At 52.2% G+C, this 12,542-nt stretch carries 9 protein-coding genes and 1 tRNA gene; 5 read left to right on the top strand and 5 right to left on the bottom strand.

Translation table 11 applies throughout. From position 1 onward, the window contains the following. Positions 1-44 precede the first annotated feature (44 nt). Both mltC and ACMYSN_RS18740 read left to right on the top strand, forming a co-directional pair. Positions 45-1,130 (top strand): membrane-bound lytic murein transglycosylase C, encoded by a 1,086-nt coding sequence (mltC, locus tag ACMYSN_RS18745; RefSeq protein WP_462495763.1) that lies wholly within the window; start codon positions 45-47, stop codon positions 1,128-1,130. Positions 1,131-1,367: 237 nt separating this feature from the next. Beyond that, positions 1,368-2,627 (top strand): nucleoside permease, encoded by a 1,260-nt coding sequence (locus ACMYSN_RS18740; protein WP_462495762.1) that lies wholly within the window; start codon positions 1,368-1,370, stop codon positions 2,625-2,627. A gap of 69 nt (positions 2,628-2,696) precedes the next feature. Here ACMYSN_RS18740 and ACMYSN_RS18735 read toward each other — a convergent pair whose 3' ends face one another. After that, positions 2,697-4,835 (bottom strand): ornithine decarboxylase, encoded by a 2,139-nt coding sequence (locus tag ACMYSN_RS18735; RefSeq protein ID WP_462495761.1) that lies wholly within the window; start codon positions 4,833-4,835, stop codon positions 2,697-2,699. Positions 4,836-5,273: 438 nt separating this feature from the next. Here ACMYSN_RS18735 and ACMYSN_RS18730 point away from each other — a divergent pair, with 438 nt between their 5' ends. The 3 genes from ACMYSN_RS18730 (at position 5,274) to ACMYSN_RS18720 (ending at position 7,985) form a co-directional block, all read left to right on the top strand. Beyond that, the gene (locus tag ACMYSN_RS18730; protein WP_462495760.1) at positions 5,274-5,987 is read left to right on the top strand and encodes a DUF554 domain-containing protein; all 714 of its coding nucleotides are present in this window, start codon (positions 5,274-5,276) and stop codon (positions 5,985-5,987) included. Between the two features lie 105 nt (positions 5,988-6,092). Beyond that, positions 6,093-6,168, top strand: a tRNA-Phe gene (locus ACMYSN_RS18725). A 488-nt stretch (positions 6,169-6,656) separates the two neighbouring features. Then, entirely contained in the window at positions 6,657-7,985 is a 1,329-nt protein-coding gene (locus ACMYSN_RS18720; RefSeq protein WP_462495759.1) for an L-cysteine desulfidase family protein, read from the top strand. A 145-nt stretch (positions 7,986-8,130) separates the two neighbouring features. Here ACMYSN_RS18720 and ACMYSN_RS18715 read toward each other — a convergent pair whose 3' ends face one another. From ACMYSN_RS18715 to ACMYSN_RS18700, 4 genes are all read right to left on the bottom strand, one after another. After that, on the bottom strand, positions 8,131-9,123 hold the full coding sequence (locus ACMYSN_RS18715) for a D-cysteine desulfhydrase family protein (RefSeq protein WP_462495758.1): 993 nt from the start codon (positions 9,121-9,123) through the stop codon (positions 8,131-8,133). Between the two features lie 63 nt (positions 9,124-9,186). Further along, a complete protein-coding gene (locus tag ACMYSN_RS18710) occupies positions 9,187-9,573 on the bottom strand; it encodes a RidA family protein (protein WP_462495757.1) in 387 nt (128 codons plus the stop codon). A 25-nt stretch (positions 9,574-9,598) separates the two neighbouring features. Continuing rightward, positions 9,599-11,017 carry a Na+/H+ antiporter NhaC family protein gene (locus ACMYSN_RS18705; protein WP_462495756.1) on the bottom strand — a complete coding sequence of 473 codons (1,419 nt, stop codon included), beginning with the start codon at positions 11,015-11,017 and terminating at the stop codon, positions 9,599-9,601. Next, positions 11,010-12,197 (bottom strand): trans-sulfuration enzyme family protein, encoded by a 1,188-nt coding sequence (locus ACMYSN_RS18700; RefSeq protein WP_462495755.1) that lies wholly within the window; start codon positions 12,195-12,197, stop codon positions 11,010-11,012. The genes ACMYSN_RS18705 and ACMYSN_RS18700 overlap by 8 nt, the downstream gene beginning before the upstream one ends. Positions 12,198-12,542 lie beyond the last annotated feature (345 nt).

Genomic DNA, 12,542 nt, shown 5'->3' with positions numbered 1-12,542 from the left:
TCAGATGACCCTTAAGCACAACAAACACAACGCACATTCCCGGAATGATGAAAAAATATTTAGCGCTAGCGCTCATCGCGCCTTTGCTCGTTTCGTGTTCCAGCTCTAATAAAAAGGGCACCGGGTATAACGAAGCCTGGGTCAAGGACACCAACGGCTTCGATATTCTGATGGGGCAGTTTGCCCATAACATTGAAAATATTTGGGGTTATAAAGAAGTCCTGCTCGCCGGGCCGAAGGACTACGTCAAATACACCGATCAGTATCAGACCCGTAGCCACATCAACTTTGATGAGGGGACCATTACCGTCGAGACCATCGCAGGTACCGATCCGACCGGCCGTTTACGCCAGACGATCATAAAGACCTTGTTGATGGGCGACGATCCGGGTTCCATCGATCTCTACTCCGACGCCGACGATATTCAGATCTCGAAAGAGCCGTTCCTGTACGGCCAGGTGGTCGATAACCACGGCGATCCGATCCGCTGGGAGTGGCGCGCCTCGCGCTATGCCGACTATCTGCTGCAGACGCGGCTGAAAAGTCGCAGCAACGGCCTGCGCATCATCTACAGCATTACCATCAATCTGGTGCCCAACCACCTCGACAAACGTGCGCATAAGTACATCGGCTACGTTCGTCAGTCGGCGCGGAAATATGGCGTGGATGAGTCGCTGATTCTGGCGATTATGCAGACGGAATCGTCCTTTAACCCGTATGCCGTCAGCCATGCTGATGCGCTGGGCCTGATGCAGGTCGTTCAGCACAGCGCCGGGAAAGACGTCTATCGTTCGCAGGGCAAATCGGGGCTGCCAAGCCGCAGCTACCTGTTCGACCCGGCAAATAACATCGATACCGGCACCGCCTATCTGGCGATGCTGAATAACGTCTATCTGTCAGGCATCGATAACCCGACCTCGCGGCGCTATGCGGTGATCACCGCCTATAACGGGGGAGCGGGCAGCGTGCTGCGCATCTTCTCCAGCGACAAGGTTCAGGCCGCTAACATCATTAACAGCATGACGCCGGGTGATGTTTACTCCACCATCACCAACCGCCATCCGTCCGCAGAATCACGCCGTTACCTGTATAAGGTAAATACCGCGCAGAAGTCCTACCGCCGGAAATAAACGTCCTCCCCACCCGCCCTTTCGCGACCAGAAAGGGCCGGGTATTCCATCGCCCTCGCCTGCACTTCATACGAAAATGTTATTTGCATCACAATTTAATCTGCAAGCTAATGTGGATTGCATTTTTTTGCGGAAGGTAACAAAACATAACCACCGGGGCTGATAGAATCGCATCAAACAGCAACCCTGTATGTAATCAACAAAACAAGAACCCCGCCATTTTGTGAGGAAAATAACATGAACCTTAAGCTGCAGCTTAAAATTTTGTCGTTTCTGCAGTTCTGCCTGTGGGGTAGTTGGCTGACAACACTCGGCTCCTATATGTTTGTGACGCTCAAGTTCGATGGCGCGTCTATCGGTGCCGTGTATAGTTCGCTCGGTATTGCGGCGGTTCTGATGCCGACGCTGCTGGGGATCGTGGCGGATAAATGGGTCAGCGCAAAGTGGGTGTATGCGCTGTGTCACCTGGTGGGAGCCGGTACGCTGTTTATGGCGGCCCAGGTCACCACGCCAGGAGAAATGTTCTTTGTCATCCTGCTTAACTCGCTGGCCTATATGCCAACGCTGGGCTTAATCAACACCATCTCCTACTACCGGTTGAAATCCGCCGGTCTGGATATCGTGACCGATTTCCCGCCGATCCGTATCTGGGGCACCATCGGCTTTATCATCGCCATGTGGGGCGTGAGCTTTGCCGGCTTTGAACTGAGCCATATGCAGCTGTATATCGGCGCAGCGCTCTCCATTGTCCTTGCGCTGTTCACCCTGACGCTGCCGCATATCCCGGTCTCGAATCAGCAGAAAAACCAGAGCTGGAGCACCATGCTGGGCCTGGACGCGTTTGCCCTGTTCAAAAACAAGCGCATGGCGATCTTCTTTATCTTTTCGATGCTGTTAGGCGCTGAGCTGCAAATCACCAACATGTTCGGGAACACCTTCCTGCACAGCTTCGATAACAACCCGTTGTTCTCCGGCAGCTTTATCGTTGAGCACGCGTCGGTGATGATGTCGATCTCGCAGATCTCGGAAACCCTGTTCATTCTGACCATCCCGTTCTTCCTGAGCCGCTACGGTATCAAGAATGTGATGATCATCAGTATCTTCGCCTGGATGCTGCGCTTCGGTCTGTTTGCCTATGGCGACCCGACGCCGTTCGGTACCGTGCTGCTGGTGCTGTCGATGATTGTCTACGGCTGCGCCTTCGACTTCTTCAACATTTCTGGTTCGGTGTTTGTCGAGAAAGAGGTGCGCCCGGAAATCCGCGCCAGCGCCCAGGGGATGTTCCTGATGATGACCAACGGCTTCGGCTGCATCCTCGGCGGCGTAGTGAGCGGGAAAGTGGTGGAGATGTATACCACCAACGGTATCACCGACTGGCAGCCGGTATGGCTGATCTTTGCGGCATACTCACTGGTGCTGGCTATCGCCTTTATCGCCCTGTTTAAGTACAAACACGTACGCGTACCGGCAGGCGCACAGGCTACCACCGCGCATTAATACACCAGCGGGTAGCGATACCAGAAAGCAACAATATGCAGCGCCCCGCCTTCCCGACGGGGCGTTTTTTTAAGCCTTCAGCACATAACCATACAGCCGCTTGATGCCATCAGGATCCGTTTCACTGTAGACCCCCTGCAATTCAGGCGAGAAACCGGGCAGCATATTGACGCCCTCTTCCAGCGCCAGGAAGTAGCGCAGCACCGCGCCGCCCCAGACTTCCCCCGGCACTACGCACAGCACGCCCGGCGGGTACGGTAGCGCCCCTTCAGCAGCAACGCGGCCTTCGGCCTCGCTCAAACGCACCAGCTCAACGTTACCGCGGATAAACTCGCGGTTTGCATCCTGCGGGTTCATCACCACGCGCGGGAAGCTCTGTTTGCGGAACATCTCTTTTTGCAGGTCTTTCACCTCAAAGCTGACGTACAAGTCGTGCATCTCCTGACACAGCTCACGGAGGGTATAGTCGCGATAGCGAACCGGGTATTTGTTATAGATGGTCGGCAGTACGTCGGCCAGCGGGGTGTCAGCTTCGATATGCTGCTCGAACTGCGCCAGCATCGCCACCAGTTGAGCCAGTTTTTCGGTGCTCTCGGCGGGGGTGAGCAGGAACAGAATCGAGTTGAGATCGCACTTCTCCGGCACGATACCGTTCTCACGCAGATAGTGCGCCAGAATCGTCGCCGGGATCCCAAAGTCGGTATATTCGCCGCTTTCAGCATCGATGCCCGGCGTGGTCAGCAGCAGTTTGCAAGGGTCGACGAAGTACTGATCCTGGGCGTAGCCTTCAAAACCGTGCCAGCGGGCGCCCGGCTCAAAGCTGAAGAAATGACGTTCAGCCGCGATCTCTTCGGTGGGATAGTCCTGCCACGGGCGTCCTGCCACCTGCGGCGGCACAAACGGTTGGATCATTTTGCATTGGGCGATAATCGCTTTACGCGCTTCAATCCCCAGCGCCACGCACTCCGCCCACAGACGACGGCCGCTCTCCCCTTCGTGGATTTTGGCGTTAACATCCAGCGCCGCAAAGAGTGGGTAAAACGGACTGGTCGAGGCGTGCAGCATAAAGGCGTTATTCAGCCGCTTGTGCGGGCAAAACCGCGCCTGACCACGCAGGTGGTTGTCTTTTTTGTGGATCTGCGAGGTTTGCGAGAACCCGGCCTGCTGCTTATGCACCGACTGCGTGACGAAAATGCCCGGATCGTTTTCATGCAGATCGAGCAGCAGCGGCGAGCAGTCCGCCATCATCGGGATAAACTGCTCGTAGCCTACCCATGCGGAGTCAAACAGGATGTAATCACAGAGGCTGCCGATTTTATCGACCACCTGACGCGCGTTGTAGACCGTGCCGTCGTAGGTGCCCAGTTGGATCACCGCCAGGCGGAACGGACGCGGCGCATCGGCTTTCTCCGGCGCCACTTCCTGAATCAACTTACGCAGGTAGCTTTCGTCAAAGCAGTGGTCGTCGATGCCGCCGATAAAGCCAAACGGATTGCGCGAGGCTTCGAGATAGACCGGCGTTGCCCCGGCCTGAATCAGCGCACCATGGTGGTTGGATTTATGGTTGTTGCGGTCAAACAGCACCAGGTCGCCGCGCGTCAGCAGAGCGTTGCTCACCACTTTATTCGCCGCCGAGGTGCCGTTGAGGACAAAATAGGTTTTGTCGGCGTTGAAGACCTTCGCCGCGAACTTCTGTGCGTGCTTGGCCGATCCTTCGTGGATCAGCAGGTCGCCGAGCTTAACATCGGCGTTGCACATATCGGCACGAAACACATTTTCGCCGAAGAAATCAAAGAACTGACGGCCTGCCGGGTGCTTTTTAAAGAAAGCACCGTGCTGATGTCCCGGGCAGGCGAAGGTGCTGTTATCCATTTCAACATACTGGGTCAGGGTGTCGAAAAACGGCGGCAGCAGACGTTCTTCGTAGCTGCAGGCGGAGGCTTCCAGCTCGAGCCACTCCTGTTCTTTACCGGTGATGACTGCGGTCACGCCCTGTGGCTTTGCCGGGCTGGCATCGCTCAGCAGATAGACGGGCAGATTAAAACCGCTGCGATTAAGCAGCGTGAGGATGCCGCTGCGGCTGTCCGCTTCGGTAATGACGACTGCCGCCACATCGGTAAAATCAGTACTGTCCAGCGCCACCACGCTGCGGTGGGTGGAGAGATGAGAAACCAGCGCGTGGCTGGCGGCAATGTGCATGGATTTCATTAGCGCGAATACCCGTTTCGGGAGAGTAAAAGGCTTCAGGCAAGGCGTTAATGCCTTGCCCAACGAACTGTCAGGGTCTGACTGGATCCCAGCTCCGACCGCCCGACATCAGTAAAAACAGACCGGGTCCGCTCTTACTGTTGTCCTGCAGTGAGCATGCGCTGCCGTCACCGCATGGGTGGCAGGTCATCAGAAGATAGCGTAGCAAGATGAGGCAGCTGATGCACCTGTGCGCTGCGGCAGTGGCGATATACAGACGGTGTTAGCATCCCAGCGGCCTCATGGTTGAAGAGAAGAAAATTCGCGCAATAATGTCACCTTTGACATACCCGCGCAAGATGAAATCTGTATGCAATCTGCTGGCATATTCGCAGGCCTTTACCGCACTTTCAGGTCATAATAACGCGGTGATCAGGGACAATGAACAGGAGCTTCACAGTGGTTACAGGACCTTTTATTAACGCCGGCGCGGTCCTTTTGGGCGGTATTCTGGGTGCGCTATTGAGCCAGAGACTGCCGGAGCGGATCCGCACGTCGATGACCTCTATTTTTGGTCTGGCCTCGTTGGGCATTGGTATTCTGCTGGTGATCAAGTGCGCCAACCTGCCGGTGATGGTGCTATCAACGCTGGTGGGAACGCTGCTTGGCGAAGCCTGTAACATGGAAAAAGGCGTCAATAACCTGGTGAGTAAGCTCCAGCAATGGCTCACGCCGAAAGGCAAAACAAAGGCCCCGGTGAATACGTCGTTTATTCAGAGCTACGTCGCCATTATCGTGCTGTTTTGCGCCAGCGGCACGGGGATTTTTGGTGCCATGCGCGAGGGCATGACCGGCGATGCCAGCATACTGATCGCTAAGGCCTTTCTCGACTTTTTCACCGCCACGATTTTCGCCTGCACCCTTGGGTTTGCGGTTTCCGCGATTAGCGTGCCGATGCTGCTCATTCAGCTGTCGCTGGCGGCCTGCGCCTCGTTGATCATGCCGCTGACGACGCCGATGATGATGGCAGATTTTACTGCCGTTGGCGGGATGCTGCTGCTGGCAACGGGCCTGCGCATCTGCGGAATTAAGATGTTTGCGGTGGTGAACATGCTGCCTGCCCTGCTGCTGGCAATGCCGATATCACTGGCCTGGACGGCCTTTTTCGCCTGAGGGTGCGTGCTTTTAATTCGAACTGGTGATAGATTGTGCAGTCTGCGTCAAATTGAATAAATTTCGTTGACGCCGCGAGGCGAATCGGTTTTAATGCGCCCCGTTGCCCGGATAGCTCAGTCGGTAGAGCAGGGGATTGAAAATCCCCGTGTCCTTGGTTCGATTCCGAGTCCGGGCACCAAATTCATATCAACGGACCTCCACGGAGGTCCGTTTTTGCATTCTGCGCCCGCCAAAATACGCACCTCGCGAATCCTCCGTTTCCACCGAACTCCATCGAATTCCACCTGCATCAAGTCTCTTGTGCGGCGATAAAGCTGCCCTGAACTGGAATGACCGTTTCGGATTACACCATGAGTTTCAGAACAACGAGAGAACTACATCAATGCCTGCCATCAATCACCCAGAAGACAAAAAAACACAACAACATTAAATTTGCGTCACTACTCTAAAAAGCCATAAAAAAAGAATTTCTTTCTCTCTCAAAGCACATTCACAAACTAAAGATGCAACTTTTTTCTCTTCCGGGTGCGGTAATATTCTTGTTATCGTTTCTGTCGTTCGGAACTGCGTCGTTCTGACAAACTCGGGCTGCAGACGCAAATCAAGGTCGAGAGCACACTCAATAACTCGACGGACATTTTTCTGTACCGACCCAGAGGCTCAGTCATGTCACACCGGGAAAACCGTGTTGAATGGAACACGTTTATTAATGCTCTGAAACAGGAAGTCAAACCCGCTTTAGGCTGTACCGAACCCGTATCGGTTGCCCTCGCCTGCGCCGTAGCGGCACAGCAACTGCCAGGCGCAATTGTGCGTATCGAAGCAGCGGTTTCGCCAAACTTAATGAAAAACGGTATGGGTGTGACAATCCCGGGCACGGGAATGACCGGCCTGCCCATCGCAGCCGCCTTAGGCGCTATTGCAGGCGATCCGCAGGCTAAACTCGAAGTGCTCAAAAAAGCGACTAAGCGTGAGATTAACGCCGCCAGAGCTCTGTTGGAGGTCGGTGCTGTGCGCGTGTCGTTGCAGGAACCCTGTGATGAAATCCTCTTCGTTCGTGCCAAAGTTTACGCCGGGGATCAACACGCCACGGTAACTATCGTAGGCGACCACACCAACGTGGTGGCAATTGAAAAAATGGGGCAGTCTCTGTTTATCAAGCCAGAGAACAATACCAGCGAAGATACTATTAACCTGCTGGACAGGGTCGCCAGCAGCTCGCTGCGTGATATCTACGATTTCATTTGTGATATTCCCCCGGAAGAGCTCGATTTTATGCTCGACGCCGGAACGATGAACAACGCCCTTTCAAAAAAAGGTCTCGCAAAGGAGTGGGGGTTGCATATTGGCCCGACGCTGAAGCGCCAGGTCGACAAGGGGCTGGTTTCCGATGATATGTTTACCGAGATCCTCTACCGGACCAGCGCCGCGTCTGATGCCCGAATGGGCGGCGCAACGCTACCGGCAATGACCAACTCTGGTTCAGGCAATCAGGGTATAACGGCAACCATGCCGGTAGTGGTGGTTGCTGAACGTCTTAACGCCAGCCAGCAGCAACTGGCCCGTGCGCTGGCACTCTCGCATTTGGTGGCTATCTATATCCACTGTAAACTTCCGCGACTGTCGGCTTTGTGCGCCACCACAACCGCCGGGATGGGCGCTGCAGCGGGGATTATCTGGTTAATGGACGGCAGTTATGAAAACATCGCTATGGCGGTGAATAACATGATTGGCGACGTCAGCGGCATAATTTGCGACGGTGCCTCTGGCAGTTGTTCAATGAAAGTATCCACCAGTATCTCTTCTGCCTGGAAAGCAATTCTGCTGGCGCTGGATAATTCTGTCGTTTCCGGCAACGACGGGATTGTCGAGCACGATGTGGAAAACTCCATTCGTAATCTTTGTGCTATCGCCGGACAGGCCATGCAGCACACCGACCGACAAATTATCGAAATTATGGCGCACAAGCGTTATAGACTGTTTGCGCGACACTAATGATTTCAGGCCGGGCAAGGTGCCCGTCGCCGCCCGGCAGAAATCCCCCCAGACTCCCCGTTTTATATTCCCTGACCATGACACGTAAAAACCACTCCGGCCCACTGGCACTGGAGTGGTTTGAATTCTCGTTTAAAGCAGTAAATCAGACGTGAGGACAATAAGCAAAGAGCGCCGGTGCGCCGCCGGTATGGATAAACATCACTGGCCCGCTGCCGTTGAAGCGCGATTTTTTCACGCCATCAATCAGACCTGCCATCGCCTTGCCGGTGTATACCGGGTCTAACATAATGCCTTCCAGACGCGCCAGCAGTTCCACCGCATGCATCCCTTCGGTGTTCGGCATGCCGTAGCGCGGTACAAAGTAGTCGTCCCACAGCGTCAGCGGCGACAGTGACGGCATGCCCAGCATTGCGGATAGTTCGCGCTGTAGCTTCTCCACTTTAGGTAGCTGATCACCAACAAGACGGGAAACGGTCACGCCGACGACCTCCACATCAAGCTGGCAATGCGCAAATCCTACGGCCAGCCCGGCATGCGTCCCCGCGCTGCCGGAAGGCACCACCACGGACTGCACATTAAGGTTCATCTGGTCACACTGTTCTGCTATCTCCAGCGCACACTCTACGTAGCCCAGTGAACCCAGCGCATTCGAGCCGCCGATGGGAACAATATAGGGTTTCGCACCTGTAGCCGAAAGCCGTTCGCTAAACTGCTGCAACTGCGCGTCCGGATCGTTGAGTTCACCAACCATTTCAATCTGGCAACCCATCAGGCTAAACAGCAGATGGTTACCATTACAGAGATAGTTTGGCTCTGCGGTCTGAATCGGATTTTCCAACAACGCCACGCATTTTAGCCCAAGATGTGCGGCGACTGCTGCAGTCTGGCGTACGTGGTTGGATTGAATTGCCCCAGCGGTCACCAGCGTATCGCAGCCTTTGCTGAGGGCGTCTGCCGCCAGAAACTCCAGCTTTCTGAGCTTATTACCGCCCATACCAAGATGCGAAACATCATCGCGTTTAATATAGATATCACGCTGTAAATACTCCGACAGGCGCTTCAGGTGCTGAACGGGTGTGACACCCCCTACCAGCGCGACGCGCGGTAAGCTATGCAAATAGTTTTTTACAGACATAAACTTTCCCTTCAAATAAAAACGGCGGCTGATGAGCCGCCGTAGAGTCGTATTTACATTGAATTAGCTTTGCCAGGCCACGGCTTCAATTTCTACTTTCACATCTTTCGGTAGCCGGGCGACTTCCACACAAGAACGCGCAGGGAAAGAAGCGTTATGCAGGGTGAAAAACTCAGCATAAGCATTATTGATTGCGGCAAACTCATTCAGATCTTTCACAAAAATATTAATCTTACAAATATTGCCGACCGTCAGTCCTCCGGCCTCAATAATAGCCTGAATATTTTCCAGGCTCTGCCGGGTTTGGCCTTCGGCGCACTCAGGAATGCTTCCCGTCTGCGGATTAATGGGCAACTGGCCAGAAGTAAAAATAAAATTACCGGTTCGCGCCCCCTGGATGTAGGGGCCAATTGCTTGTGGGGCATTTTCTGTCGTAATAACCTCAGTCATAGCCAATCCTTAAATAATGTTTGGGTTAAAGAGTAAAACCGACAATTAAATAGACAATGAGAGCAAGTCCCCCGGTCACCAGGGCATAAGGCATCTGAGTACGAATATGTTCAATATGGTCACAATTAGTCGCCATTGAGGCGACGATAGCATCGCTGGAGATGGGGGAAGTCATATCGCCAAAAATTGATCCTGAAATAGCTGCACCAATCATAAAGTGCGGGTCAATGCCTAATGACACACCCAGTTGAACACCAATCGGGATCATAATGGCAAAGGTTCCCCATGAGGTACCTGTTGCCAGAGACATTACCGCCGCAATCAGGAAGATAAAGCCAATGGAGAAGCCGGGCGGAATCACACCGGAGGTTATAGAAGCAATATACTGCCCGGTATTCAGCTCCGCAGAAATATGCCCCATCAGGAAGGCCAGAATCATGATTGAGCTAATTTTAACCATGCTGGCATAGCCGATATACAGCTCTTTGAAAAAGTTCTCAACGTTGAGAATGCCGCGCACTTTGAACCAGATGAATGAGACCACAGTACCGAACATTACGCCAGAATAGACCGACATCGAGCCGCTGCCTTTGGAGAACTGCCCATCACCGGTGATATACAGAACAACAGGAACCATTAATACTGTGGAAAGAATCGGGATAAAGAAGTTCAGCAATGAATTACATGCCGGGTGGTCAATCACCGGATCTGCATCGTCTTCACCATGTTCTTGTTCTATTTCCGTCAGCGCAGTTTCAAACTTCACTTCAGCCTTTTTCATCGGTCCCCAAGTGCAGCCAGAGAGGATGTAAAAGAGAACGGAACCTAATGAGAACCAGGCCATGATATTCCAGACCATCGAACTGGCCAGCACCTCAAAAGGTTCGCCGGTCAGATAACCCTGCGCAATCTGTACGCCGATAACCCCCATCATCGCCGCCCCCCAGCCGTTGATCATCACTGATGAGCAGACGGAAACGCAGGAAGTCTGGATAATGTAGGACATCTTTTCTGGCGAAACTTTATAGCGTCGGGCAAGATTTTTAGTGGATGCACCAGCGATCAGCTGATTTATTGAACTCTCGATAAATATTAACGATGTCACCACCATTGCCAGCAGCTGTACTGACTTTTTATTAGTGACAAAATCATTTTTCTCCGAGAGAAACTGCACCAGTTTACGCACACCGCCAGTCACCACAATCAGCCGCATAATGCCGCCGATCATCACCATAAACACAATCGTTCGCGTATTACCGGCGGAAGCGAATGTTTCGATGATTCCGTTCAGGGTACCGCCAACCCCCTGGATAATACTGTGGTTAATCACCGTGTAGCCGACGAAAATGCCGGAGAGCAGCGAAAGGATCACCTGGCGGGTAAGGATCGCCAGAATAATGGTGACCAACGGGGTAATAATCGTCCAGATTCCATAATCATGCATGATAGTTACCCTGTGTGATGTCCATAGAGGCGAAGGCTATGTCCAGGTCCTGTAGCAGATCATTGATATGTTCAATGCCAACGGAAAAACGCAGCGTAGTGTCATAAACCCCGATGGCTTCCCGCTCTTCTTTTGACATCGAACCATGGGACATGGAAGCCGAATGGTTAATCATGCTTTCCACCCCGCCCAACGACTCCGCCAGCACAAAATAGTGCAGCCCACCGATAAAACGTTTAAGGCTCTGGATATCACCCTTCAACGTCGCAGTTACCACCGCACCACCTGAGCGCATTTGCGCCTTGCACAACTGATGCTGAGGATGCGATGGCAGGCCAGGATAATAGACGCTGGCAATCGCCGGATGGTTTTCCAGATATTCCGCAACACGATGCGCGTTGCTGCACTGGCGCTCCATGCGCAGATCAAGCGTTTTCATACCGCGCAAGGCAAGATAGGCATCAAAAGGTGAGGCAATAGAACCGATAGTCGTTTTAATAAAGTCAAGTCGGGACGCTAAAGCTTCATTATTGGTAATTACCGCACCGCCAATTAAATCTGAATGCCCGCCGACATATTTACTGGTAGAGAGCATCACTATATCCGCTCCCATTTCGAGTGGTTTATGGTTCCAGGCGCTGGCAAAAGTATTATCGACACAGGTGGTGATAGCGTGTTCTTTAGCAATACGGCAGACCTTCGCGATATCGACCAGTTCCAGCAACGGATTAGTTGGCGTTTCAATCCAGATTAAGTTCGTATTTTCCTGAATACTGTTAACCAGGCTTTGCTCATCATTAAGATCAATATAGGAAATAGTTGCGCCGGTGGTGTGAGTTTTTAGCTTCTCAAACAACCGCCAGGTTCCGCCATAGACACCTTTCATTGCAATAATATGGGCATCTTTAGGCAATAATTCCATCACGATATTCGTAGCAGCCATTCCCGAAGCCGTGGCTGTAGCATAAATGCCCCCTTCCAGTTCTGCCAGAGCAGATTCATAGGCTTTTCTCGTTGGATTAGAAACACGGGAATAACAAAAATCACCGCCTTCGTTAAGATTAGGTTGTATAAATGAGCTAGCTGTAACAATTGGGGTAAATATAGCGTTATTTACCGGATCGGACTGATTTCCGGCGTGAACGGCCAGAGTTGCAATATCTTTAGTTCTGGTTTTCATAGGGTACACTCTAACTATTATTAGTCATAAAATATCGTAAAATTATATTTATGTGGTCAGCAAAACTGGCGAATAAAACACCAACCAAAACCTCGTTTAATAGCCAGAAAATAGATGGCTATTTCATCATCAACATAGTGATTTGCGTCCTTCAACCACAGTTAAAATGTATATTAGGCAGGGAAGAAAATCTTACCTATTTTCCCTCTAATCAGGCAAATATGGAGAAAAACATTCTCCATATAAAAATAATGGACATAATTAACTAATTGATAAATAGATAAATTATTTAAAATGGTGATGTTAGTCACAAAAAAATAGGGAAAAATATACTCTTTTCCTGAA

This window comes from Klebsiella sp. R445 (assembly GCF_051131755.1).
GTDB classification, from domain to species: domain Bacteria; phylum Pseudomonadota; class Gammaproteobacteria; order Enterobacterales; family Enterobacteriaceae; genus Klebsiella; species Klebsiella lignicola.
This window is presented reverse-complemented; position numbering and strand designations above follow the sequence as displayed.